This window comes from Variovorax boronicumulans (assembly GCF_040544675.1).
Lineage (GTDB): Bacteria > Pseudomonadota > Gammaproteobacteria > Burkholderiales > Burkholderiaceae_C > Variovorax > Variovorax boronicumulans_D.
The window spans coordinates 101,162-125,486 of record NZ_JBEPKK010000008.1 but is presented as its reverse complement, the minus strand read 5'-3'; the positions used below and the strand labels follow the sequence as shown (position 1 = coordinate 125,486).

20 protein-coding genes are annotated in these 24,325 nt (G+C 67.0%); 5 read left to right on the top strand and 15 right to left on the bottom strand.

Annotation, left to right across the window (positions count from 1 at the left end):
* Positions 1–24 precede the first annotated feature (24 nt).
* The 8 genes from ABIC90_RS15990 to ABIC90_RS15955 form a co-directional block, all read right to left on the bottom strand.
* Complete coding sequence (locus ABIC90_RS15990) at positions 25–2,010, bottom strand: DUF3300 domain-containing protein (RefSeq protein WP_354355553.1); 1,986 nt, start codon at positions 2,008–2,010, stop codon at positions 25–27.
* A gap of 334 nt (positions 2,011–2,344) precedes the next feature.
* Complete coding sequence (locus tag ABIC90_RS15985) at positions 2,345–2,986, bottom strand: DUF3299 domain-containing protein (RefSeq protein ID WP_354355551.1); 642 nt, start codon at positions 2,984–2,986, stop codon at positions 2,345–2,347.
* A 3-nt stretch (positions 2,987–2,989) separates the two neighbouring features.
* Positions 2,990–4,252 carry an ABC transporter permease gene (locus ABIC90_RS15980; protein ID WP_354355549.1) on the bottom strand — a complete coding sequence of 421 codons (1,263 nt, stop codon included), beginning with the start codon at positions 4,250–4,252 and terminating at the stop codon, positions 2,990–2,992.
* Between the two features lie 55 nt (positions 4,253–4,307).
* Entirely contained in the window at positions 4,308–5,075 is a 768-nt protein-coding gene (locus ABIC90_RS15975) for an ABC transporter ATP-binding protein (protein ID WP_354355547.1), read from the bottom strand.
* 4 nt (positions 5,076–5,079) lie between these two features.
* Positions 5,080–5,658 (bottom strand): DUF2796 domain-containing protein, encoded by a 579-nt coding sequence (locus ABIC90_RS15970; RefSeq protein WP_354355545.1) that lies wholly within the window; start codon positions 5,656–5,658, stop codon positions 5,080–5,082.
* Positions 5,655–6,563: a sulfurtransferase gene (locus ABIC90_RS15965; RefSeq protein ID WP_354355543.1), complete on the bottom strand. Its 909-nt coding sequence runs from the start codon at positions 6,561–6,563 to the stop codon at positions 5,655–5,657. Before ABIC90_RS15965 ends, ABIC90_RS15970 begins: the two co-directional genes overlap by 4 nt.
* A 29-nt stretch (positions 6,564–6,592) precedes the next feature.
* Entirely contained in the window at positions 6,593–7,510 is a 918-nt protein-coding gene (locus ABIC90_RS15960; protein ID WP_354355793.1) for a DMT family transporter, read from the bottom strand.
* Positions 7,511–7,657: 147 nt separating this feature from the next.
* Positions 7,658–8,797, bottom strand: coding sequence for an aromatic ring-hydroxylating oxygenase subunit alpha (locus ABIC90_RS15955; RefSeq protein WP_354355541.1), 1,140 nt, complete (start codon positions 8,795–8,797; stop codon positions 7,658–7,660).
* Positions 8,798–9,094: 297 nt separating this feature from the next.
* Here ABIC90_RS15955 and xseB point away from each other — a divergent pair, with 297 nt between their 5' ends.
* The 4 genes from xseB to ABIC90_RS15935 all read left to right on the top strand — a co-directional run bounded on the left by xseB (position 9,095) and on the right by ABIC90_RS15935 (position 13,506).
* Positions 9,095–9,361: an exodeoxyribonuclease VII small subunit gene (xseB, locus tag ABIC90_RS15950; RefSeq protein WP_354355539.1), complete on the top strand. Its 267-nt coding sequence runs from the start codon at positions 9,095–9,097 to the stop codon at positions 9,359–9,361.
* Positions 9,358–10,272 (top strand): polyprenyl synthetase family protein, encoded by a 915-nt coding sequence (locus tag ABIC90_RS15945; protein WP_354355537.1) that lies wholly within the window; start codon positions 9,358–9,360, stop codon positions 10,270–10,272. Before xseB ends, ABIC90_RS15945 begins: the two co-directional genes overlap by 4 nt.
* A gap of 181 nt (positions 10,273–10,453) precedes the next feature.
* Entirely contained in the window at positions 10,454–12,310 is a 1,857-nt protein-coding gene (gene dxs, locus ABIC90_RS15940) for a 1-deoxy-D-xylulose-5-phosphate synthase (protein ID WP_354355535.1), read from the top strand.
* Positions 12,311–12,423: 113 nt separating this feature from the next.
* Positions 12,424–13,506, top strand: a complete 1,083-nt coding sequence (locus tag ABIC90_RS15935) for a TRAP transporter substrate-binding protein (protein ID WP_354355531.1) — start codon at positions 12,424–12,426, stop codon at positions 13,504–13,506.
* Positions 13,507–13,630: 124 nt separating this feature from the next.
* Here the strand turns inward: ABIC90_RS15935 and ABIC90_RS15930 are convergent, their stop codons facing one another.
* Positions 13,631–15,442, bottom strand: coding sequence for a TRAP transporter large permease (locus ABIC90_RS15930; RefSeq protein ID WP_354355529.1), 1,812 nt, complete (start codon positions 15,440–15,442; stop codon positions 13,631–13,633).
* A 21-nt stretch (positions 15,443–15,463) separates the two neighbouring features.
* Entirely contained in the window at positions 15,464–16,099 is a 636-nt protein-coding gene (locus ABIC90_RS15925) for a TRAP transporter small permease subunit (protein ID WP_354355527.1), read from the bottom strand.
* A gap of 163 nt (positions 16,100–16,262) precedes the next feature.
* Here ABIC90_RS15925 and ABIC90_RS15920 point away from each other — a divergent pair, with 163 nt between their 5' ends.
* Positions 16,263–17,564 (top strand): SUMF1/EgtB/PvdO family nonheme iron enzyme, encoded by a 1,302-nt coding sequence (locus tag ABIC90_RS15920; protein WP_354355526.1) that lies wholly within the window; start codon positions 16,263–16,265, stop codon positions 17,562–17,564.
* A 7-nt stretch (positions 17,565–17,571) separates the two neighbouring features.
* On the opposite strand, the gene ABIC90_RS15915 is transcribed toward ABIC90_RS15920, so the two are convergent.
* The 5 genes from ABIC90_RS15915 to ABIC90_RS15895 form a co-directional block, all read right to left on the bottom strand.
* Positions 17,572–19,011, bottom strand: a complete 1,440-nt coding sequence (locus ABIC90_RS15915) for an MFS transporter (protein WP_354355525.1) — start codon at positions 19,009–19,011, stop codon at positions 17,572–17,574.
* An 82-nt stretch (positions 19,012–19,093) separates the two neighbouring features.
* Positions 19,094–20,224, bottom strand: a complete 1,131-nt coding sequence (locus ABIC90_RS15910) for a 2-aminoethylphosphonate--pyruvate transaminase (RefSeq protein ID WP_354355524.1) — start codon at positions 20,222–20,224, stop codon at positions 19,094–19,096.
* A gap of 85 nt (positions 20,225–20,309) precedes the next feature.
* Positions 20,310–22,043, bottom strand: a complete 1,734-nt coding sequence (locus ABIC90_RS15905) for a putative 2-aminoethylphosphonate ABC transporter permease subunit (RefSeq protein WP_354355523.1) — start codon at positions 22,041–22,043, stop codon at positions 20,310–20,312.
* Positions 22,040–23,179: a putative 2-aminoethylphosphonate ABC transporter ATP-binding protein gene (locus ABIC90_RS15900; RefSeq protein ID WP_354355522.1), complete on the bottom strand. Its 1,140-nt coding sequence runs from the start codon at positions 23,177–23,179 to the stop codon at positions 22,040–22,042. The genes ABIC90_RS15905 and ABIC90_RS15900 overlap by 4 nt, the downstream gene beginning before the upstream one ends.
* A gap of 86 nt (positions 23,180–23,265) precedes the next feature.
* Positions 23,266–24,306, bottom strand: a complete 1,041-nt coding sequence (locus ABIC90_RS15895) for a putative 2-aminoethylphosphonate ABC transporter substrate-binding protein (RefSeq protein ID WP_354355521.1) — start codon at positions 24,304–24,306, stop codon at positions 23,266–23,268.
* Between the last annotated feature and the right edge of the window lie 19 nt (positions 24,307–24,325).

The window sequence follows — 24,325 nt, the reverse complement described above, 5'->3', positions numbered from 1 at the left end:
CGAGAGCCTGCGCGTCGGCGACTCTCAGGGCTGCTGACGCGGCGGCTCGCCTGGGCGATTGCCCGGCGGCCGTTGGTTGGCCGCTGCCGCTTGTGCTGCAGCCCGTTGCTGCTGCTGGGCCTGCCGCTGCTGGTTCTCGGCCTGACGGGCCTGCTGTTGCTGCTGGCGTTGCTGTGCCGCTTGCTGCTGTTGTTGCGCGCGTGCAGCCTGTGCTTGCTGTTGCTGTTGCTGTTGCTGGCGGCGAGCTTGTTCCTGCTGCTGACGGGCCTGGTTCTGAACCTGCTGTTGCTGCGCCTGTTGCCGCTGGACCTGCTGCTGTTGAGCCTGTTGCTGTTGCTGCACTCGGGCCTGTTGCTGTGCCTGCTGTTGCTGCTGCGCCTGCTGACGGCGTGACTGTTCCTGCTGGGCTTGTTGGGCCTGCTGGTTCTGTTGGCCCTGCGCCTGGCGCTGCTGTTCCTGTGCTCGCTGCTGTTGCTGTTGCTGCGCTTGCACGCGCGCCTGCTCCTGTTGCCGCGTCTGCTGGCGACGCACCTGGTCTTGTTGCTGCCGTTGCTGTTCAAGCGCTTGTTGTGCCTGCGGGTTGGCATTGCGGTCCGGGCGCTGGGCCTGCTGCGCCTGCTGGCGGCGCAGTTGCTCTTGTTGTTGCTGCTGCTGTTGTTGTTGGGCTCGGTCCTGCTGTGCCTGCTGCTGTTGTTGCTGAGCCTGTTGTCGCTGGGCTTGTTGTTGCGCCTGTTGCTGCGCGCGCTGCTGGGCTTGCTGCTGCGCTTGGGCCTGCTGTTGCTGTTGTTGCATCGCCGCCTGCTGCTGACGTGCCTGCTGTTGCTGCTGTTCCTGCTGCTGGCGCTGCTGCGCCAACTGGGCTTGTTGCTGCTCTTGCGCAAAGCGCGGTCCGCCGGCGGCGAAGTTGGGCGGCGGCGCGCCCGGCGGCAGGCTGCGCGGCGCACCGCTGTTGTTGCTGTTGTTGTAGACGTTGCGCACGTTGTTGTTGACCACCGTGGTCGAGCGCGAGATGTACGTGCTGTTGTTGTAGACCACGGCCGGACGCGCGTAGGCCGGTCGGGGCGCGGCGCGGTCACCACGGTCGCGGTCTCGCCCGCGCGGTGCGCCCCAGTTCATGTTCCAGGAGTTCCAACCCCAGTTGTGCCGCTCCAGCGCCGAGCCGACGACCACGCCGAGCCCGAAGCTGAGCGCGCTGGCCGCGGCAACCTGGCCGCCGCTGTACCCTGGCGCCGCCTCGACCGGCGGTGCATACGCATAGCCGGGGTACACGGGCATGGGATCGCCGTAGATCACCCGCGGGTCGTAGGCCGGCACGTACACCACATCCGGTTGCACCGGCTCGATGGTGATCAACTGCCGCGGCGCCTCGATCACCGAAACGCCCGCATAGGTCGCCTGCATGTCCGGCGCCGGCGTGTAGCCCTGCGGCGGCGCCGCGCTCGCAACGCGCAGCCTGTTGTTGTTCTTCAGGCGGCCCGCGCTTTGCGCACGCTGGCGCATGACCTGGATCGCGTTCATCACATCGTCCGGGTCGTTGTAGTAAGCCTGGCCCAGCGATCGGGTCCATGTGATGTTGCCCGCGAGTTGGTCGACCACGGGCCGGAAGGCGGTGAGCGATTTCACGCTCGGGTCCCACGGCTGCTGGTTGGCGGCATCGGCGAGCGGGCCGGCCTTGAGCGTCTTGTTCTGCGCGAGCCAGTCGTGCGCTGCGGTGATCTGCTCGGGGTAGGTGGCGCCGGCCAGAATCTGCGCGACCAGCTTGTCGGGGTAGAGCGCGATGGGTGCGACCAGCTGGTAGAGCTGCTCGGCGGTTGGCGGCGTGTAGGCAACCGGCACTGGCGCTGCCGGTGCGGCAGCCGGCGTTTGCGGCACCGTAGGCGGAGGAATCGACATGCCCTGCTCCGCGACGGGGGCGGGCGGTGCGGCCTTGTCGCAGCCTGCGAGGGCAAGCGCAGCGGCGCACAGCGAGATCGCCACGAGTCGCGGGAAGGGAGGACGTTGTTTGTTCATGTGGAGTTCCATCAAGGCAAGGCGCCTGCGTCACGCCCGACTCTCTCAACGGTCCCTGACGGCCTGCGATGACCGACTGTGCGCCGGTGATGCAACCGTCTGTGTCGTCCCCGCGCTGTTGCCGGTGTGGGGCGTGGCCCACACGCCGTCGCCGGTGGCGGAGTTGCGTTCGGCCCTGGTCTGGCCTGGACCGCGCGCGTTTGCTCCATCGAACGCGGGATGCGGCGCCGCCCGTGCGAGGTAGGCACGGCAGCAGTGGGCTAAGCCATCCGGCCTGTGCCCGCCGTGCTCAGGGTGTCCTCAGGCTTGCGGATCGACAAGCCGGAAACGGAGACTACTTGGCGCCGCCCGTGTACTTGGTGACGCTGCTCGCGCTCACGTGGTAGCCGCTCACGCCCATCATCGAGTCGTTGCGTTTGGTCTGCAGCTTGCCGGTGACCCACACGGTGTCCATGGCGCGGAACTTGGCGCCCTTCTGCGGAATGACGTGCAGGATCTGGTTGGCCGGCGGCGGCGGCGTGTGGATGCAGGCGCCGAAGTAGGGCACCAGCAGGAACTCGGTGACCTCGCCCTTGGCCTCTTCGAGCGGCACGATGAAACCCGGAATCTTTATTTCGGCGCCATTCATCGCGGGGTTGGTCGGTGCGTTGTTCGACACCTCCTGCATCTTCATGAGCAGCTCGTTGGCGCGCGGGTCGCCGTCGTCGAGCGCGCTCAGGTCCATGCCCTTGAACTCCTTCGCGGGGTCCCAGTCCTTGGGCACCAGTTCTTCCCAGGTGATCTGGCGCGGCTGGCCCACCGCCGGCTTGGCGGCGGCGGCCGGCGCGGCGGTCTTTCCGCCCAGCGGGTTCGTGGCGGTGGTGTCCTTGGGTGCCGGCTCGGCGGCCCATGCGACGGCTGCAAGGCCGGCGCCGGCCAGCAGCAGCGAGAGGCGGGCAAAGGCGTGGATCGTGGGCGTTTTGTTTGCGATGCGCATGGTTCAAATCCTCGGGGAGAGGCCATCGGCCAACGAGAGCCGGTAGGCACGGATGCCGGGCAAGAGGCTGGCCAGCCAGCCTGCGACCAGCAGGCTCGCCATCAGCAGCCATTCGTTCAGTGTAGGTTCCGAAAGGCTCAGCGTCAGTCCGAACTGCGACTGCAGCCATGGCGAGAGCAGGGCGATGCCCAGCACCCCCATCACCACGCCCAGGGCCACGCCCAGCACGGTGACCATGGCGCCTTCGAGCGCCAGCAGCGCCAGCACATGGCGCAAACCGGCGCCCACGGCGCGCAGCACGGCCAGCTCGCGCCGCCGCTCGTTCAGGCCCGCCATCACCACCGAAACCAGGCCTGCGAGGCTGACGAGCGCGACCAGCGCCGACATCAGCAAGAGCGCGTTTTCGCCGATGCCGATCACGCTCCAGAGCTCGTCGAGCGCGACGCCGGGGAGGATGGCCATCAGCGGTTCGCCGGTGTAGGTGGAAATCCAGCGCTGCACGCCGAACACCGCCGCGCGGTTCTTCAGGCCCACGAGCGCGGCCGTCACGTTCTTGGGCGTGAGGTCGAACTTGCGGACCTGCTCGGCGGGAATCTTCACGCCCGGCATCGGCGCGCCGCCCACCCATTCGAGGTGGATGGCCTCCATCGCTTGCAGGCCGATGTGCACCGTGCGGTCGACCGGCGTGCCGGTGCGCGCGAGCACGCCCACCACAGTGAAGGGCTTGTCGGCATGCTCGGCCACGTTGAGTTCACCGCTGCCGTGCGCCAGGATGATCTTCTTGCCCACGTGGTAGCCCAGCTTGTCGGCCACCTCGGCGCCCACCACTGCATCGAAGAGTTCGCTGAAGGGCCTGCCTTCGCGCATCTTCAGCAACTGCTTGTCGCCGTAGCGAAAGCGCGTGAAGTACTCGGGCGAGGTGGCCAGCACCGCAAAGCCGCGGTGCGAATCGCCCAGCGACAGCGGCACCACCCAGTCGACGCCCTGGTGCGCGGCCAGCGCCTGCACGCTCTTCCACGAGATGTTGTTGGTGGCCGCGCCGATGCGGAACACCGAGTACAGCAGCAGCTGCGTGGAGCCGGTGCGCGCGCCCACGATCAGGTCGGTGCCCGAGACGGACGATGCGAAGTTCTCGCGCAGCTCGGTGCGGATGCGCTCGACGCCGAGCAGCAAAAAGGTGGACAGCGCGATGGAGAACACGGTGAGCGCGAGCGTGAAGCGCCGGTTCCAGGCACTGCGCCATGCGATGGAAAAGAGTGCCCGCATCAGTAGACCTCCGCGCTGCGCGCCGCGGTACTCGCCTTGGGAACAGCCCGGCGGCTCATGCATCCACCGCCATTGCGTTGGAGGCCGCCCGGTTGATTTCGGGCAGCAGCACATGCCGCGCAAAGCGCTGCGCGATGCGCTGGTCGTGGCTCACGAAGACGAGCGCGCTGTGATTGATCGCGCAGGCCGTGAGCAGCACGTCCAGGAAGGCCTCGCGCCGGTCTTCGTCGAGCGCGGAGGTGGGTTCGTCGGCAATCACCAGCTCGGGCTGGCCGATGAGCGCGCGCGCCGCGGCCACACGCTGCTGCTGGCCGACCGACAGCTGCAGCGCCTGCCGCTTCCACAGGGTGCGGTCCAGGCCCATCTGGTCGAGCAGGTGCTCGGCCGCTTCGCGTGAACTGTGCGTGCCGCCGTTGACGCCGATGCTGCCTGCGGCCTGTGCCTCGCGACGGGCCGAGAAGCGGCAAGGCAGCAGCACGTTGTCGAGCACGCTCAGGTACGGCAGCAGGTTGAACTGCTGGAAGATGTAGCCCACGTGCGCCACGCGGCAACGGTCGCGCGCGGCGCCCGAGAGCTGCGACCAGTCGTGGCCCAGCAGCGTGACGCGGCCCTCGTCGGCCACCAGCACACCCGCCAGCAGCGACAGCAGCGTGCTCTTGCCGCAGCCGCTGGGGCCATGCAGGAACACCGATTCACCGGCGGTGATGCGAAAGGCCTCGATGTCGATGCAGGGCGTCTTCGTGCCGGGCCACGCAAAGCGCAGCGCTTCGGCGGAGAGCACGACGCGCAGCGGCGCCGTCTCGGCCTGCGGGGCGGTGCTCACGGTCTTACTTGCCCCAGCTCAGACGGGCGGGCTGAGCCGCTTGCGCGCCGGCGGGGCGCTTGAGCTGGCGCTTGAACTGGCCCTGCGAAGAGGCGATTTGCGAATCGATCTGGCGCAGCCCCTTGAACGCGGTGAACAGGCCCACGTCGATGAACTTCGCGGCGGCCGCGTTGGTGCAGTTGAACGAGAAGGTGGCGTCCAGGTCCGCATGGCCCGCGGGTTCGGCCGGGTCGGGATTGCCCAGGCCCAGCGCGCTGGAGCGCAGGTCGACCGGGCCGAGCTTGCAGTTGGCGGCGGGGTCGATGGCAAAGAGCTTGTCGGCCGCGCGCAGCTGGGCGATGGCGTCGGCCACGGTTTTCTTCTCGGCATCGGTCTTCGGTGCGCGTTCGAAGCCGACGATGTTGTCCAGCGGCGATTCCATGTCGATCACCACCGTGGGGCCGTCGACGGCCACGTCGAGCTTGAGCTGGCCGTGCACATGCGCGTGCTGCTGCTGGGCTTGCGCGGAAAGGACCGGGGCCGCCGCGAACAGCGTGGCAGCGATTGCGAGACCGGAGATGCGTCGGAGTCGGATGTGTTTCATGGTTCTGCGCCTTGCCGGGTCGGCAGCCCCGGCGTGTTGCTCCATTCGCTCCAGCTGCCGGCATAGAGCGCGGTCGTCCCGAGCCCGGCGATCTGCATCGCAAGCAGGTTGGGCACGGCGCTCACGCCGCTGCCGCATTGGTGGACGACCGTCGCCGCATCGCGTCCCGCGAGCAGCGCTTCGAACTCGGCACGCAATTGCGATGCCGGCTTGAACTTGCCGTCGGGGCCGAGGTTGTCGGCGAAGGGCCGGTTCAGGGCCCCGGGGATGTGACCGGCAATCGGGTCCAGAGGTTCCACCTCGCCGCGATATCGTGCACCGGCCCGTGCGTCGATCAGCTGCTGGTCAGGTTGGCCGAGCCGATGCAACACGGTGTCGGTAGTCACCAGCTGAACCAGGGGCTCGCCCTGCACGAAATTCGACTGGAAGCGCGCGGGCTCCTCGCGGTCTGTCACTTCGCCGCCAACGGCCTGCCAGGCCTGCAGGCCGCCGTCGAGCACGGCGACCGCATCGTGGCCCATCCACTTGAGCATCCACCACAGGCGCCCGCAGTAGTTGGCACCGTTGCGGTCGTACACCACGGCCTGCATGTCGTTGGAGAAGCCGACGCTCGAAAGCCAGGCCGCGAACTTCTCGCGGCTGGGGAGCGGGTGGCGCCCGCCCGAGGCCGGCACGCCGTCTTCCTGCGCAACGACCACTTCGCCGTGCGCGCCGGGGACGCCGTGCTTTGCGCTCAGGTCGGTGTCGAGGTTGGCGTAGTGCGCGCCCGGAATATGAGATGCCGCATAGAGCTGGGGGCCGGCGTCGGGTTTCATGAGCTCGAAGCTGCAGTCGAACACCATGAAGGGCGTGTCGCCGGCCTGCAGTTGCTGGAGTTGTTCGACGCTGACGAGGGTGGTGTACATGGCGCGTTCTCCTTCGAAGGGGTTGTTCTTCAGTGTTCTTCGGCCGGCGCCTTGGGCACCGCCCGCTGGCGCAATACGGTGGCCGCGATGCCGCTCAGCACGATGAGCGCCATGCCGGCCCATCCCATGGCGTCGATGCGGTCATCGAACAGCACCACGCTGTAGAAGGCCGCAAAGACAATGCCCGAATACTGCAGGTTGGCTACCACGAGGGTGCCGGCCTGGGTCTTGGCGGTGGCATAGGCGCGTGTCATGCAGAGTTGGCCGAGGGCGGCGAGCAGGCCGATGGGCAACAGCCACAGCGCATGCTGCCACGTCCACGAACTGCCGCCCGAAAACCCGGTGACGGCGGTCGCCAAGGCGCCGGCCACGGCGGAGCCGACCGCGAAATAGAACACCGTGCGCAATTCGGGCTCGCCGATGCGCGACAGCGCCACCACCTGCATGTAGGCAAAGGCGGCCGTCAGCCCCGACAGCAGGCCCAGCAGGCCCGCAAAGCCCTCGTTGCCGTTGACCGTGGGCTTGAGCATCAGCACCACGCCCGCGAAGCCCGCGAGCACGGTCATGGCCAGGGCGCCCTGCAGCGGCGGCTTGTCGACACGCCCGTCGCGGCCGGGCACCGGCACCCAGGCCAGCAGCGCGCCGCCGATCAGGAAGGCCGCGACCCATACGCTGCTCATGTAGTTGAGCGTGACGGCGGTGGCCAGCGGCATGTGGGCGATGGCGTAGAACCAGGCGCCCAGGGAGATCACGCCGATGGTGCTGCGCCAGGCATGCATGCCGGGGTAGCGCGTGGCGAGCGAGACGCCGCGGTTGCGCGCGAGCAGCCACAGAAAAACGATGCCGATGAGGCCGCGGCCCAGCACCATCTCGCCGCTGTTGAACCACTCCGATGCGATCTTGACGACCACGCTCATCGTCGCGAACAAAAAGGCGCCGAGCACCATCCAGAGCGCTTGCACTATGGGCTCTCCTCCAGGCTTCGCGCACTTCGTGTCGCTTCTCCAACCCCCTCGTCGGGGGCAACACCTGCGGCCCGGCAAAGCCGGTTCCGCGGTGTTCCCGGAACACCCTTCGATGTGGCAGTCATCGACTCAGGTGCTCTGCATCGCGGCCTTGTACCACTCGTGGAACTGCTGCATGCCGTCTTCCATCGGGCTCTGGTAGGGGCCGGTTTCGTTGTCGCCGCGCAGCATCAGCGCGCGGCGGCCGGCGTCCATGCGCTCGGCGATCTCGTCGTCTTCCACGCAGGTTTCCATGTAGGCGGCCTGCTGGGCCTCGACGAACTCGCGCTCGAAGGCGACGATTTCCTCGGGGTAGAAGAATTCGACCATGTTGAGCGTCTTGGTCGGGCTGACCGGGTGCAATGTGGACACGGTGAGCACATGCGGATACCACTCGACCATCACATGCGGGTAGTAGGTCAGCCAGATCGCGCCGTACTTGGGTGGCTTGCCCTCGCGGTACTTGAGCAGCTGCTCCTGCCACTTCTGGTAGATGGGGCTGCCCGCGCGGCCCAGGCGGTTGGCCACGCCCACGGTCTGCACCGAGTAGTTGGGGTTGAACTCCCAGCGCAGGTCGTCGCAGGTGACGAAGCTGCCGAGGCCCGGATGGAACGGGCCGACGTGGTAGTCCTCCAGGTAGACCTCGATGAAGGTCTTCCAGTTGTAGTTGCACTCGTGCAGTTCGACGCGGTCGAGCGTGTAGCCCGAGAAATCGAGATCGGCCTGCGGGCCCAGGCCGCGCATGTCGGCGGCCACGTCGCGGCCCGTGCCGTCGGCATTTTTCTCGAACAGAAGACCGTTCCACTCGGTGAGCGGGTAGTTGTGCAGGTGCAGGCAGGGGTCCTGCTCGAAATGCGGCGCGCCGATCAGCGTGCCCGTGGTGCGCGGGTCGCTCGCGGCGTAGGTCCAGCGGTGCAGCGGGCACACGATGTTGCCGCCGGTCTGGTTGTCCAGCTGGCCGCGGCCGTGCAGGATCAGCGCCTGGCGGTGGCGGCACACGTTGGAGATCAGCTCCACGCCCTTGGGCGTGTGGACCAGCGCGCGGCCCTGGTGCTCCTGCGGCAGGGTGTGGAAGTTGCCCATTTCGGGCACGGCGAGGCGATGGCCGACATAGCGGGGCCCTCGCGAGAAAAGGTTCTGCATTTCGCGGGCGTACAAGGCCTCGTCGAAATACGCGGAAACTGGAAGTTGGCTCGCGGCCTGCTGCAGTTGAAGACTTAAATCAGACATGGAGGACCTGACCAAGCTCCCCACAGGGAGAGAAAAGGAAGTAACGGAAGGCGCCGTCTGTAGGAGTCGATGGCGCTAGAGGTGTGCTGGTTTTTGCCAACAAGAAGGGTTCGCATTGTACCCGTGAGGCATCTTTCAGCCCCCCGGCTTTTCACTGCGCTTTGCTTCGTGTAATTCGCCACCCCCCGAGGGGGAGGCGCGGCTCGCCTTGGGGCGGCCCGGCGGCGGCCGCCGTCCGATTCGGTCCCCGTCCTAAAATGCCCTTTTTCACCCACGCTCTCACCCAAGTCCTGCTGCATGCCCAAGGTGCCATCCTCTTCTTCGTCCAGCCCGGCGGCCACGCCAGACACCGGCCCGCTGCCCGTCAGTTACGAAGCGGGGCTTCAGGAGCTGGAACAGCTGGTGGCGGAACTCGAATCGGGCCAGATGCCGCTGGACCAGCTCCTGGGCAGCTACCAGCGCGGCGCCGCATTGCTCGCCTTCTGCCGCGACAAGCTGCAGGCGGTCGAAGACCAGATCAAGGTGCTCGATGCGGGCAGCCTCAAGGTCTGGACGGCCGAATGATGGCGGCCACCACCACCGATTGGGACGCCGCGCGGCTCGCCGGCTGGAGCGAACCCCACCTGGCCCGCGTCGAAGCGGCGCTGTCGCGCTGGGTCGGCGTCGATGCCCCGGTGCTGCTCGGCGATGCGATGCGCTATGCCGTGCTCGACGGCGGCAAGCGGCTGCGGCCTCTGCTGGTGCTCGCGGCCAGCGAAGCAGTCGGCGGCAACGAGGCCGCGGCGCTCCGCGCGGCCTGCGCCACCGAGCTGATCCACGCCTATTCGCTGGTGCACGACGACCTGCCGTGCATGGACAACGACGTGCTGCGCCGAGGCAAGCCCACCGTGCATGTGAAGTTCGGCGAGGCCGACGCGCTGCTCGCCGGCGATGCGCTGCAGGCGCTGGCCTTCGAACTGCTCACGCCCGAAGGCGACGAGATTCCCGCGGCCACGCAGGCCACGCTGTGCCGCTTGCTCGCGCGCGCCGCCGGCAGCCAGGGCATGGCGGGCGGCCAGGCCATCGATCTCGCCAGCGTCGGCATTGCGCTGGACGAAGCACAACTGCGCGAAATGCACCGCCTGAAGACCGGTGCGCTGCTGCAGGGCAGTGTCGAAATGGGCGCCGCCTGCGGCAACGTGTCCGCCGACGCGCTGAAGGCGCTGTGCGAATACGGCGCGGCCATCGGCCTCGCATTTCAGGTGGTGGACGACATCCTCGACGTCACCGCCGATTCCCAAACCCTGGGCAAGACCGCCGGCAAGGACGCTGCCGCCGACAAGCCCACCTACGTGTCGCTGCTCGGCCTCGACGGCGCGCGAACGCAGGCCCGCCAACTGCTGGCCGATGCGCTCGCCGCCCTGGCGAAGAGCGGCCTGGCCGACACCGCCGCTTTACGCGCGCTGGCCCACATGGTGGTCGACCGCCACCGCTGAAATGAAACTTACCCCCAGTCTTCGCGCACTTCGTGTCGCTTCGCCAACCCCCTTTCAGGGGGCGACACCAGCAGCCCGGCAAAGCCGGTTCTGCGGTGTCTCCCGAACGAATCACGACAGTTTCATAGATCGCGGGTCACGCGAAGCGTGATGGAAAACTGAGAAAAGAAAACACTTCCCCATGGCTCCGCTGCTCCCCACTCTCCACGACCCCTCGCCGATCCGCCAGTACGACCGCGCACAGCTGCGGCAGCTGTCCGACGAGGTGCGCGCCTGCGTGCTCGACAACGTCTCGCGCACCGGCGGCCACCTGAGCTCCAACCTCGGCACGGTCGAGCTGACGGTCGCGTTGCACCATGTGTTCAACACGCCGCACGACCGGCTGGTGTGGGACGTGGGCCATCAGACCTATCCGCACAAGATCCTCACCGGCCGGCGCGAGCGCATGCCCACGCTCAGGCAGATCGGCGGCATCTCGGGCTTTCCGCAGAGGAGCGAAAGCGAGTACGACACCTTCGGCACCGCGCACTCGTCCACCAGCATCTCGGCCGCGCTCGGCATGGCCATGGCCGCCAAGCAGAAGGGTGAAGACCGCTACACCGTGGCGATCATCGGCGACGGCGCGCTCACGGCCGGCATGGCCTTCGAGGCGCTCAACAACGCGGGTGTGTGCGACTGCAAGCTGCTGGTGATCCTGAACGACAACGACATGTCGATCAGCCCGCCGGTGGGTGCGCTCAACCGCTATCTCGCGCAGCTGATGAGCGGCAATTTCTACGCCGCCGCCAAGAACGTCGGCAAGAGCGTGCTGCGCGCCGCGCCGCCGCTCTTCGAGCTGGCCAAGCGCTTCGAGCAGCATGCCAAGGGCATGGTGGTGCCGGCCACGCTGTTCGAGCAGTTCGGCTTCAACTACGTGGGCCCCATCGACGGCCACGATCTCGATTCGCTGGTGCCCACGCTCGAGAACCTCAAGCACCTCGACGGTCCGCAGTTCCTGCATGTGGTCACGAAGAAAGGGCAGGGCTACAAGCTGGCCGAAGCCGACCCGGTGGCCTACCACGGTCCGGGCAAGTTCGATCCGCAGGTGGGGCTGGTCAAATCCGCCTCGGTGGCCAAGCAGACCTTCACGCAGGTGTTCGGCCAGTGGCTGTGCGACACGGCCGCGCACGACGGCCGGCTCGTGGGCATCACGCCCGCGATGCGCGAAGGCTCGGGCATGGTCGAGTTCGAGCAGCGCTTTCCCGAACGCTACTACGACGTGGGCATTGCCGAGCAGCATGCCGTCACTTTTGCCGCGGGCCTGGCCTGCGAAGGGCTCAAGCCGGTGGTCGCGATCTACTCGACCTTCCTGCAGCGCGCCTACGACCAGCTGATCCACGACGTGGCGATCCAGAACCTGCCGGTGGTGTTCGCGCTCGACCGCGCGGGGCTGGTGGGCGCCGACGGCGCGACGCATGCGGGCGCCTACGACATTCCGTTCCTGCGCTGCATTCCCAACATGAGCATCGCCTGCCCGGCCGACGAGCGCGAGTGCCGCGAGCTGCTGTCCAGCGCCTACGAGCAGAGCCATCCGGTGGCGGTGCGCTATCCGCGCGGCGCGGGCGCGGGCACCACGCCGCAGCTCTCGCTGGCCGCGCTGCCGTTCGGCAAGGGCGAAGTGCGCCGCGAGGGCAAGCGCATCGCGATCCTCGCCTTCGGATCGCTGCTGTACCCCGCGCTCACCGCCGCCGAATCGCTCGATGCCACGGTGGTCAACATGCGCTGGGCCAAGCCGCTGGACGTCGAACTGCTGCTGGAGGTGGCGGGCACGCACGAGGCCATCGTCACGCTCGAAGAAGGCGCCATCATGGGCGGCGCGGGCAGTGCGGTGCTCGAGGCGCTGCAGGCCGCGAATGTGCAGAAGCCGGTTCTGCAACTGGGCCTGCCCGACCGCTTCATCGAGCATGGCGATCCGGTCAAGCTGCTCGCTTCCATCGGGCTCGATGCCGCGGGCATTGCCGCCTCGATCACCCAACGCTTCGGCGCGCTCGCAGGGTAAACCCCCGCCGGACGCCTGTAAGCCGGTTTTTACAATGAAGAAGACTTAGACAAAAGTCCCCAACGCGGTCACAAGCCGCGTTTCGTTTTTTCCAAGAACTCGGAGTGCATTCAATGGATCGTCGTTCCCTCATCAAAAACGCGGGCATCGCTGGCGTTTTGGCCGCCGGCATTGCGCCGGCCGTTCACGCGCAATCCGCGATTCGCTGGCGCCTCGCGTCCAGTTTTCCCCGCTCGCTCGACACCATCTTCGGCAGCGCCGAAATGCTCTCGAAGACCGTCAAGGCGCTGTCGGGCGGCAAGTTCGAAATCTCGGTCCATCCGGCCGGCGAGCTGATGCCCGCCTTCGGCGTGGTCGATGCGCTGCAGGGCGACACCCTGGAGATGGCGCAAACCGCCGCCTACTACTTCACCGGCAAGGACCCGATCTTCGCGTTCAGCTGCGCCGTGCCCTTCGGCCTGACCGCTCGCCAGAACGACTCCTGGAAAGAGTACGGCAACGGCCGCAAGCTGCTGGACGCCTTCTTCGCCAAGTACAACTTCCGCACCGCCAGCGCCGGCAACACCGGCACGCAAATGGGCGGCTGGTATCGCAAGGAAATCAAGACCGTCGCGGACCTGAAGGGCCTGAAGATGCGCATGGGCGGCGGCGTGTTCGGCGAGGCCATGGCCAAGCTGGGCGTGGTGTCGCAGAACATGCCCGCGGGTGATATCTACCAGGCGCTCGAAAAGGGTACGCTGGACGCCGCCGAGTTCGTCGGCCCCTACGACGACGAGAAGCTGGGCTTCAACAAGGTCGCGCCGTACTACTACTACCCCGGCTGGTGGGAAGGCGGCGCCGACCTGGAGTTCTTCATCAACAACAAGGCCTTCGCCAAGTTGTCGGACGAGAACAAGGCGATCCTGGATGCGGCAACCAAGGTCGCTGCGCGCGACATGATCGCCAAGTACGACGCGTTCAACCCGGTCGCCATCAAGCGCCTGGTGGCCGCCAAGACCCAGCTCAAGCCGTTCCCCAAGGCCGTGATGGACGCCGGCTTCAAGGCCTCGATGGAAGTGTTTGCCGAGCACGAGGCCAAGTCGCCCGAGTTCAAGAAGATTCACCAGGACATGCGCGCGTTCCAGCGCGACCAGATCCTGTGGAACCGCTTCTCCGAGTACCCGTTCAACCAGTACATGAACTCGGTGAAGATCTGAGGACCCGCCTGCAGGCCGTTCGCGGCCTGCAGCAAAAAGGCCGGACTGCTTTGGCAGTCCGGCCTTTTTTTCGGGTTCTTCGCGGGGGGCGGGTTGCCGCCCCCCGCTTCAGGTCATCAGGCCGTCACGGCTTCTGCGCCTTCAGCGCGTCCTGCATGGCCTTCATCGGATCGCTCTCGCCGCTTTCGGTCGACGGCTCCGGCGTGGCGCCGGGTTCGGCCGGCTCGATCTGCGGCGCCTGTTCTTCCGGCGTGCCGTAGGGATCGGTGGGCGTGGCGTCGTTGTCCGGGCCCAGGCTGTCGCGCATCTGCGCGCCGATGTCCTCCAGATTGAACTTGACCTCCTTGTCCAGCGCACCCGTCACGATCTGCGGGAAGGCGATGAGCAGGCCCACCATCGTGAGCTGGATCAGCACGAACGGAACCGCGCCCTTGTAGATCTGCATCGTTGTCACCGGCTCCATGACCTTCTGGGTCACGCGGTCTACGTACTGCTTTTCAGGAGCGACGGAGCGCAGGAAGAACAGCGCGAAGCCGAACGGCGGATGCATGAACGAGGTCTGCATGTTCACCGCCAGCAGCACGCCGAACCAGATGAGGTCGATGCCCATCTTGTGGGCCACCGGGGCCAGCAGCGGCACCACGATGAACGACAGCTCGAAGTAGTCCAGGAAGAACGCCAGGAAGAACACCAGCACGTTCACCGCGATCAGGAAGCCGATCGGGCCGCCCGGCAGGCTGGTGAGCAGGTGCTCCACCCAGATCGGGCCGTCGGCGGCCTGGAACACCAGGCTGAACACCGTGGCGCCGATCAGGATGAACATCACGAAGCTGGAGAGCCGGGTGGTCGATGCCAGCGCCTGCTTGAGCAGCGAGAAGCTCATGCGCCGGCGCACCCAGGCCATGACCAGCGCGCCCATGGCGCCCATCGCGCCGCCTTCGGTGGGCGTGGCCACGCCCAGGAAGATGGTGCCCAGCACCAGGAAGATGAGCAGCAGCGGCGGAATGAGCACGAAGGTCACGCGCTCGGCCAGCCGCGACAGCAGGTTGAGCTTCAGGCCCTTGTTGATCAGCGCGATCACCAGCGCCACGAACACGCCGCCGCACATGGCGACCACGACCTTTTCGTCGGTGGCCACGAAGGTGACCGGCTCGCCCTGGAACCAGGTGTGCACGGCCTCCATGTTGCGGGCCAGCACCACGGCCACCACCGCCGACAGCGAGGCGAGGCCCACCAGCGAGGCATAGCCGCCGCCGCCGTTGGGCTCACGGTAGGTGCGGGCCTCGGGCGGCAGCGCGGGAACCTGCGCGGGCTTGAAGATCGCCAGGAACACGACGTACAGCACGTACAGGCCCATCAGCATGAAGCCGGGCAGGAACGCGCCCTTGTACATGTCGCCGACGCTCTTGCCGAGCTGGTCGGCCATGATGATCAGCACCAGCGAGGGCGGGATGATCTGCGCCAGCGTGCCCGAGGCGGCGATGACGCCGCTGGACAGCCGCCGGTCGTAGCCGTAGCGCAGCATGATCGGCAGCGAAATGAGGCCCATCGAGATGACCGAGGCCGCGACCACGCCGGTGGTGGCCGCCAGCAGCGCGCCCACGAAGATCACCGCCAGCGCCAGGCCGCCGCGCATCGGGCCGAACACCTGGCCCACCGTGTCCAGCAGGTCCTCGGCCATGCCGCTTCGCTCCAGGATGAGCCCCATGAGCGTGAAGAAGGGCACCGCCAGCAGGGTGTCGTTGGCCATGATGCCGATCAGCCGCTGCGGCAGCCAGGCCATGACCGATGACTGGAATACCCCGAGCTCTATACCGACGAAACCGAAGAAGAGGCCGCAGGCCCCGAGGCTGAACGCCACGGGAAAACCCAGCAGCAGAAAGCAGATGAGGCCCGCGAACATGATCGGGGCGAAGTTGGCAACAATGAATTCCATGGTGTTTTTCTCGGCGGCCGTTCAGTGTTGCGGCTTGGGGGCGCTGCCCGCGGCGGCGGCGGCCTTGGCGGCGTCCACCTCGGCCTGAAGGCGCAAGGCCTCGATCAGTTCGGCTTCGGCTGTCTTGTCGGTGAGGCGGCCCATGGGGTCCGGGCCTTCGCCGCGCAGGAACGCGATGCGCTTGATGAGTTCCGACCAGCCCTGCAGCATCAGCAGGCTGAAGCCCACCGGCAGCGCCGCCCACACGGGCCAGCGGATCAGGCCGCCCGAGTTGCCCGACGTTTCGCCCGAGTTGTACATCTGCAAGACCACCGGCGTCGACAGATAGAGCACCGTGATGCACAGCGGCGTCAGGAAGCAGGTGAAGCCGATGATGTCGATCCAGACCTGCTTGCGCTTGCTCAGGCGGCTGTTGACCACGTCGATGCGCACGTGTTCCCGGTGCAGCAGCGTGTAGCCGGCGGCGATGAGGAACGACCAGGCAAACAGGTACCACTGCACTTCGAGGAAGGCGTTGGAGCTGGTATTGAACACCTTGCGCACGATGGCGTTGATGGCGCTGATCGCGGTCGCGGCCAGGATCAGCCATATCGCGTATTTGCCCACCTGGGCGTTGAGCCAGTCGATGGCCCGGGACAGCTTGAGCAAGCCTTGCATTACATCTCCATCTTTGTATTGGATTGCCTCCAGATACGAACACACCCGACGCACCGGCGTTGTACGCCGACAGGTCGGGTGCTTGAGGCGGAGCGGATTTTATCGGGGTAATTGAAAGTGTCGTTGGGGGCCTACCCGGACGGCGGTGTGCTCATAATGTTTCATGGCCCAGCCACCATCGCGCCCACCATCGGCCTCGAGCGAGGCAACACCCGCGTCCATCGACGCGCCCGCCATGCGCAGCGCCGGCCGCGAGCTGCTGTCGCTGGCGCTGATCGATGCGCGCAACCACACGCTGCATCTGCTGTCCTTGTATGAAGAAGCTTTGGGCGCCGAGGCGCTGGCCGTGCCCCCGGTGCCCGAAGAAGAGGGCGTGGTGCCGCCGGTGTGGCTCGCGGGGCACATCGGCTGGTTCGCCGAATGGTGGATAGGGCGCAACACGCAGCGTGCCTTCGGCGCCGATTGCCCCGTGCGGCCCACGCGGCTCGCGGCCATCGAGCCCGGCGCCGACGATTGGTGGAACCCGGCCCAGAGCGCGCCGGGGCGCCGCTGGTCGCCCGAGCTGCCCGATCTTGCGCAGACCAAGGCCTACCTGCTCGAAACGCTGGAGAGCACGCTCGAGCTGCTCGAACACGCGGCCGAGACCGATGCGGGCCTGTACTTCTACCGCCTCGCGCTCTTCCATGAAGACCTGCGCGGCGAGCAGCTCGTGGTGATGGCGCAGACCCTGGGGCTGCCGCTGGGCTTCGAGCCCGCGCCCATCGCCGTCACGCGCGAACCCTTGCTGCTGCCCGCCACGCGCTGGGAACTGGGCCTGCCCGAGCAGGGCTTCGCGTTCGCGCAGGAGCGCAGCGCCCACCGCGTCGACGTGCCCGAGTTCGAGATCGATGCGCAACCGGTCACCTGGAACCAGTACATCGAGTTCGTCGACGACGGCGGCTACGACCGCCAGGACCTCTGGCACCCCGAAGGCTGGCGCTGGCTGGCCGCGCAGGTCGAGGGGCGGCGCGGGCCGCGCCATGTGGAGCAGATCGGGGTGGCGCGCCACGGCTCCGGCGGCTCGGTGCTGCAGCAGCGCTTCGGCGTGACGGTGCGCGCGGCCGGCCATCACAGCGCGGTGCACCTGAGCTGGTGGGAGGCTGATGCCTGGGCGCGCTGGGCGGGGCGGCGCATCGCCACCGAGGTCGAGTGGGAGATCGCCGCCAGCACGGCCGCACGGCGCGGATTCCGCTGGGCCGACGTGCACGAGTGGACCGCGGGCACGCTGCAACCGTGGCCGGGCTTCAGGGCCGACCCCTGGAGCGCCGGCGGCGAGTTCGATCCCACGGCCTTCTTCGGCAGGGCGCGGGTGCTGCGCGGCGCATCGTTTGCCACGCGTGCGCGCCTGCGTTCGCCGCGCCGTCGCGGCTTTGCCTTGCCCGAGCGCGACGACGGCTTCTTCGGCTTCCGGACCTGCGCGCTGTAGACGACCGTCAGCGCTCGCCGCCGTCTTCGGACGACAGCGGCGGCGCCACTTCCTCCAGCGGCTTGCGTTCCGCATCGGCCGCATAGCGCAACGCCAGCAAGCCCGCGACGATGACCAGCGCGGCGCCGATGCAATAGCCCACCATCACCGCGCCGCGGCTGCCTGTTTCGATCAATGCGCCGAACAGCACCGGCGCCACGAAGCCGCCCGCGCCCATGTCGATGGCATAGAAGATGGCGATGGCCATGGCCCGCATCTCCAGCGGGAACACCTCGCTCACCGTCAGGTAGGCGGAGCTTGCCGCCGCCGATGCGAGGAAGAACACCGCCGACCAGCACAAGGCCTGGCTGCGCGCATCGAGCCAGCCCATCATGAAGGCCCAGCCCGTGAGCGCCAGGCCGATGCCGGCCAGCACATAGGTCAGTGCAATCATCTTGCGGCGGCCCACGCTGTCGAACAGCGGCCCCAGCAGCAGCGGCCCCAGCACGTTGCCCAGCGCAAACGGAAAGATGTAGAGCGCCACGCTGCCTTCGGGCACGGCGTAGAAGCGCGTCAGCACCAGCGCGTAGGTGAAGAAGATCGCGTTGTAGAAGAAGGCCTGCGAAATCATGAGCGCGGCGGCCACCACGCTGCGCTCCTTGTAGCGGCGCAGCAGCACGCGCGCCACTTCGCGCATCGACGGGCTGTTGCTGCGCGCCGCGGTGTACGTGACGTGGCCTTGCGCGGCGGGCAGCGGCCCGTGCTGCCGCTCGACTTCGGCCTCGATGCCCGCCACGATGCGTTCAGCCTCTTCGGCGCGCCCGTGCGCAACGAGCCAGCGCGGACTCTCGGGCACATGGCGCCGCACCAGCAGGATGGCCACGGCCAGCACGCCGCCCAGCGCGAAGCCTGCGCGCCAGCCCCACACCGGGCCGATCACGCGCGCATCCAGCAGCACCAGGCTGAGCCCGGCACCCAGCGCCGCGCCGATCCAGAAGCTGCCGTTGATCGCGAGGTTCACGCGCCCGCGCACGCGCGCCGGAATGAGTTCGTCGATGGCCGAGTTGATGGCCGCGTATTCGCCGCCGATGCCCAGCCCGGTGATGAAGCGGCAGAGCGCGAAGAACGCGAAGTTGGGCGAGAAGGCGGTGGCGAGCGTGCCGGCGGTGTAGACCACCAGCGTGAGCAGAAAAAGCTTCTTGCGCCCGAGCCGGTCGGTGAGCCGGCCGAAGACCAGCGCGCCGATCACCGCCCCCGCGATGTAGATCGAGCCCGACCAGCCGATGTCGCTGGCCGAGAGCCCGAGTGTGTCGGGTCGCTCCAGGACCGCGCCGATGGAGCCCACCAGCGTGACCTCCAGCCCGTCGAGGATCCACGCCACGCCCAGCGCGATCACCACGCGCCAGTGCCAGCGAGACCACGGCAGGCGGTCCAGGCGGGCGGGGATGTCGCTGCGCAGAGCCGTCATGCGGGGAATTATGCGAAGCGCACCATCCCCTTCGTTGTAGGACCGGCGCTGCAATGCGCCGGCCGTGCGTTCGTGGCGCTGCTCAGGCCGCGACCGGCGCCGACACCTGCCGGATGCCCATGGCCTTGAGCGTGTCGGCAATGGCCGTCACCGCGCCCGGAATGCCCGCATCGCCGAAGTGCCCCATGCAGCCCACGCGGAAGGTTTCTACCTGCGTGAGCTTGCCGGGGTAGAGGATGTAGCCGCGCTTCTTGACCTCTTGATAGAAGGTCTTGAAGTCGTAGTTCGCGTCATCGGGCGCGTGGAAGGTCACGATGATCGGCGCCTGGATGTCGGGGTCCAGGAAGCTCCTGAAACCCAGCGTGGCCAGCCCGTCGATGAGCGCCTTGCAGTTGCGCGCATAGCGGCCGCCGCGCGCGGCCAGGCCGCCTTCTTCGATGTACTGCGCAATGGCGGTGTCCAGCGCCGCGACCACGTGCGTGGGCGGCGTGAAGCGCCATTGCGTGGTCTTTTCCATGTAGACCCACTGGTCGTACAGGTCCATGCTCAGCGAGTGGCAGTTGCCTTCGCACTTCTCCAGCGTGCTGCGCTTGATGACGACGAAGCCCATGCCCGGCACGCCTTCGAGGCACTTGCCCGAAGCGGCGACCACCGCATCGAACGGCGTCTTGCGCGCATCGATCTCCAGCGCGCCGAAGGAACTCATCGCGTCGATGATCAATCCACGGCCATGCTTGGCCACGACCACCGCGATCTCGTGCAGCGGGTTGAGCACGCCGGCGCCGGTTTCGCAATGCACCAGCGCCACGTGCGTGATGCTCGGGTCGGCGGCCAGTGCGCGGTCGACGTCGGCGGGCGAGACCTGCTTTTCTTCGGTGTAGTCGATGGTGGTGAGCTTGCGGCCCAGCACCTTGCAGATCTTGGCCAGGCGCTGGCAGTAGGCGCCGTTGCTGGGCACCAGCACATGGCCGTTGCGCGGCACGACGGTGCCGATGGCTGCTTCCACCGAGAAGGTTCCGCTGCCCTGCAGCGGAACGCACTCGTGCGTGCCGGTGCCGTGCACGATCTCCAGCACGTTCTTTCGAATGCGCGCGGTGATCTGGTTGAAGTCGGCGTCCCACGATCCCCAGTCGCGCAGCATCGCCTGGCGCGTGCGGTCCGAGGTGGTGAGGGGACCGGGGGTGAGCAGGATGGGGTGGGGGGCTTGACTCATGATGTCTCCAGGCGGGGGATGCAGGGGAAGGGAATGAGGGCGAGAGAGATTTTTTGTTGCGTTCGTTCGGCCGCGTCGACTGCATTCAGCCGCGGCTGAGGTTGCGCCAGGCCTGCGTGCGCGCGAGCAGCACCCGCGTGAGCAGCGAATAGACGATGCACACCAGCGTCGAGGTGCCCACGATCAGGCTGGCGAGCGCCGCGGCCGGGCCGATGTCGCCGGCGTCGTCCAGATGCATGATCGCGACCGAGGCGAGGATGGTTTCCGGCGTGTACAGGAAGATGGCGCACGAGAGGCTGGCCATCGACACCACGAAGAAGTAGCGCCCGATGTCCAGGATGGCCGGCAGGCACACCGGCACCGTCACCCGCAAAAAGGTCTTGAAGAACGGCACCTTGAGCGAGGCCGACACCGCCTCGAACTCGTTGTCGATCTGCTTGAGCGCGGTCACCGCCGTGAGGTGGCTGGACGTGTAGTAGTGCACCACCATCGAGATGATCAGGATCGCCATCGTCTGGTACAGAAAGTTCAGCGGGTTGGCTGGATGGTTGAAGAACATCACGTAGCCCAGCCCGAGCACCAGGCCCGGCACCGCCATCGACAGCACCGCCATCAGGTGCATGCCCTTGCGCATCAGGCCGAGGTTGCGCGTCTTCTCGATCAGGTAGGCGCCCACGAACACGATCAGCGAGCCCGCCACCGCGGTGACCATGGCCACCAGCAGGCTGTTGCCGTAGGCGGCCGCCATGTCGCTCTCGATCAGCACGAAGTGGTAGTGCTTCAGCGTGAACGACTGGTCATAGGGCCACAGCGAAATCAGCGAGGTGTAGACCGCCATGCCGATGGTGGCCAGCAGCAGGCCGCACACCACGGTGCAGAAGAGCGTGAGCAGCGTGTCGGCGACCTTGCGGCGCTTGGGGCTGTAGGGCACCGAGCGCGCGGTGAGCTGCGCCTTCAGCTTGCGCCGCACCACGTAGTCGATCACGAAGGAAATGATCGACGGCACCAGCAGCAGCATGCCCACCACCGCGCCAATGGAGAAGTTGTGCTGTCCCACCACCTGCTTGAACACGTCCACCGACAGCACGTTGAAGTTGCCGCCGATCACCTTGGGCGCGCCGAAGTCGCTCACCACATAGGTGAAGACCACGGTGGCCGCGCTGATGAGGCCGTACTTGCACGAGGGCAGCGTGATGGTCATGAACTGGCGAAACGGCCGCGTGCGCAGCGCGGTGGCCGCCTCGTACAGCCGGCCGTCGGCCAGCGACAGCGCGGTGACCAGGATCATCAGCGCATGCGGGAAAGTGTTGTAGACCTCGGCCATGATGATCCCGGGCGCACCGTAGATCGAGGTGCCGCCCAGAAGGAACTTGAGCGCGCCCTGGTTGCCGAACCACTGCACGAACGAAATGGCAGAGAGCAGCGAAGGCGCAAGCAGCGGAATGAGCGCGATGAGCCGGAACACCGCCTTCAGCGGCGCCGGCATGCGGCTGCGCGTGAGCGCATAGGCGAACACGAAGGCCATCGGCACGGAGATCATCACCACCGCCGCCGACACCCAGATCGAGTTCCACGCCGCGCGCAGCATGCTGGGCGTCTGGAAGTAGGTGACGAAGTGCGCAAGGCCCACGAAGCGGCCGTCCTTGTCCTGCACCGCATGCGCGAGGATGGTGAGCAGCGGGGCGATGAGAAACACGAACAGCATGACCATCACCACGAGCAGGATGCCGCGGGCGATGGTTTCGTCGCGGCTCCAGCGCATGGCGGGCCGTGTGGCGAACGTCGCCTTGGCGGCGGAGGGATGTGCCAGCGTGTTCATGGCTTGGGCGTGCGTGCGGCGCAGAAGGCCCGGATGCGGTTGGACCGCAGCGCGATGTCGATGGTGTTGCCTTCGCGGATGTCCAGGTCGTGCAACTGGTTCAGCGAGAAGTTCAGCCCCAGCGTCTGCCCATGCAGCGCCTCGGCCGTCACTTCGGCGATGCACAGGCCGCCGAGAAACTCGACCTTGGTGACCAGCGCCCGCAGGCGGTTGGCCGTGCCTTCGCCCAGGTGTTCGACCGCGCGGTCTTCGGGCCGCAGGTACAGGTTGACGGCCTCGCCGGGCTCGAAGGCGCCGTCGCAGGCATCGCACTGCAGTTCCATGTCGCCGACCTGGAAGCGCTGGTTGCCCAGCGCCACCGCGCGCAGCACGTTGACCTTGCCGACGAAGTCCGCCACGAAGGGCGTGGCCGGTTGTTCATACACCTCCATCGGCGTGCCGACCTGCTCGATCACGCCGTGGTTCATGACCACGATGCGATCGGCCATCGACAGCGCCTCTTCCTGGTCGTGCGTGACCATGATGGTGGTGATGCCCACCTGCTTTTGCAGTCGGCGGATTTCGCCGCGCAGGCGGATGCGCTCCAGCGCATCGAGCGCCGACAGCGGCTCGTCCAGCAGCAGCAGGCCGGGACGGGTGGCCAGCGCGCGGGCCAGCGCCACGCGCTGCTGCTGGCCGCCGGAGAGCTGGCTGGGGTACTTGTTGCCCGAGGTCGGCAGGCCGACGAGCTTGAGCAGCTCTTCGACGCGCGCCTTGATTTCGCCCCGTTTGGCGCGGCTGTTGACCAGGCCGTAGCCGATGTTCTCGGCGATCGAGAGGTTGGGAAACAACGCATACGACTGGAACACGATGCCGTAGTCGCGCTTGTCCGGCGAGAGCCACGAGACGTCCTTGCCGTTCTGCAGGATCTGGCCCGAGGTCTGTGTCTCCAGCCCCGCGATGATGCGCAGCAGCGTGGTCTTGCCGCAGCCCGAGGGGCCCAGAAAGCACAGCATCTCGCCCGGGTTCACGCGCAGGTGCACGTCGCGCAGCGCGCTGAAGGATTCGAAGTCCTTGCGAATGCCCACGATGTCCAGCGCCGCGGGGGCGGGCGTGGGCGACTGGGTTGCAATGAACTTGGTGTCGGTCATATCCATTTTTCGCACTCGTCGTTGGCGGGCATCACCACTGTTTCAGCACTGTGGTGACGCCCGCGGATTGAAAGTCGGGAACGCCGCTGTGCTTACTTGGGTTCGGCCTTGCCTTCGTAGCGCTTGCTCCATTCCGCGAGGATGCGTTCGCGATTCTTTGCCGCCCAGTTGATGTCGTTCTTGGCCAGGAGCTTTTCGTAGTTGTCCGGAATGCCTTCCAGCTTGGAGACCACGCCGGGATACGCGACCACGGCCCACCAGCGCGCGCTGATCTGGTTGGCTTCCTTGCTCGCCATCCAGTCGGCGAAGCGCTTGCCCTGCTCCAGCTTCGTGCTGGTCTTCATGAGGCTGGTGGCCTCGATGTCCCAGCCCAGGCCTTCCTTCGGAAAGATCAGGTCCACCGGCGCGCCCGACTTCTTGACCTGGTGCGCACGGAACTCGAAGGAGATGCCGATGGGGAACTCGCCCGCACCCGCCTGCTTGCAGGGCTTGGAGCCCGAATGCACGTACTGCGCGATGTTCTGGTGCAGCGCGTCCATGTACTTCCAGCCTTCGGCATCGCCCATGTTCTGCAGCCAGGAAGACACATCGAGATAGCCGGTGCCGCTGGACGCCGGATGCGGCATCGAGATCGTGCCCTTGTAGATCGGCTTGGTCAGGTCCTTCCAGGTCTCGGGCTTGGGCAGGCCGAGCTTCTTCGCCTCGACATGGTTGAAGCAGATCGTCGCGGCCCAGACGTCCATGCCGACCCAGGCCGGCGGGCGGGCGGTGTCGGAGTAGGCGGGGTTCAGTTCCTTGAAGCCCTTGGGCTCGTAGGGCAGCAGCATGCCTTCCTGCTGCAGCAGCGCCAGGCTGCTGGCGGCCAGGCCGGCCACCACGTCGGCCTGCGGGTTGGCTTTTTCGGCCAGCAGCTTGGCGGTGACGATGCCGGTGGAGTCGCGCACCCACTTCACCTCGATGTCGGGGTTGGCCTTTTCGAAGGCGTCCTTGTAGAGCTTCATGGCGTCGGTTTCCAGCGCCGTGTAGACCAGAAGGGGCGTCTTCTGTGCCCAGGCGGCGCTGCCGGCCACAAGGCCGAGCGTCGCAACACACAGAGCCGCCGCGAAACGGCGCGTGCTTTGTTTCATCGTCATCTGAATTCTCCTGAGAGGG